Annotated in this window: 1 protein-coding gene; it reads left to right on the top strand. The window is 61.5% G+C overall.

Translation table 11 applies throughout. The features are described from left to right. Positions 1–1,039, top strand: a 1,039-nt coding sequence (locus EOA27_RS37765) for an AMP-binding protein (protein WP_145970878.1), incomplete at both ends; no start/stop codon positions are given.

The following is a 1,039-nucleotide window of genomic DNA, read 5'->3' as shown; positions in this document are numbered from 1 at the left end:
AGCACGGCAAGCGCATCGACTGGTTCAAGCCTTTCACGAAGGTCAAGAACACCTCGTTCGACGGCAAGGTCTCGATCAAGTGGTTCGAGGACGGCCAGACCAACGTCTCCTACAATTGCATCGACCGGCACCTGAAGAAGCGCGGCAACCAGACCGCCATCATCTGGGAAGGCGACAATCCCTACGACGACAGGAAGATCACCTACAACGAGCTTTACGAACATGTATGCCGGCTCGCCAATGTGATGAAGAAGCACGGCGTCAAGAAGGGCGACCGCGTCACCATCTACATGCCGATGATCCCGGAAGCGGCCTATGCGATGCTCGCCTGCACCCGCATCGGCGCCATCCATTCGATCGTCTTCGGCGGCTTCTCGCCGGACGCGCTCGCCGGCCGCATCGTCGACTGCGAATCGACCTTCGTCATCACCGCCGATGAAGGTCTGCGCGGCGGCAAGACCATTCCGCTGAAGGACAATGCCGACAAGGCGATCGACATCGCCGCCAGGAACTTCGTGATGGTCAACAAGGTCGTGGTCGTGCGCCGCACCGGCGGCAAGGTCGGCTGGGCTCCCGGTCGCGACGTCTGGTATCACGACGAAGTCGCTTCGGTGAAGGCTGAATGCAAGCCGGAGAAGATGAAGGCAGAGGATCCGCTGTTCATCCTCTACACCTCCGGCTCGACCGGCAAGCCGAAGGGCGTCCTGCACACCACCGCCGGCTATCTCGTCTATGCCTCGATGACGCACCAATATGTCTTCGACTACCATGACGGCGACGTCTATTGGTGCACCGCCGATGTCGGCTGGGTGACCGGCCACAGCTATATCGTCTACGGACCTCTGGCCAACGGCGCCACCACGCTGATGTTCGAGGGCGTGCCGAACTATCCCTCCCAGGCGCGCTTCTGGGAGGTCATCGACAAGCACAAGGTCAACATCTTCTACACCGCGCCGACGGCGCTGCGCGCGCTGATGGGCGCCGGCGACGGCCATGTGAAGAAGACCTCACGCAAGTCGCTGCGCGTTCTGGGGTCGGT

It is taken from the genome of Mesorhizobium sp. M2A.F.Ca.ET.037.01.1.1, assembly GCF_003998075.1.
GTDB lineage: Bacteria > Pseudomonadota > Alphaproteobacteria > Rhizobiales > Rhizobiaceae > Mesorhizobium.
The sequence above is the reverse complement of the archived record's forward strand: the minus strand, read 5'-3'. Positions and strand labels throughout refer to the sequence as shown.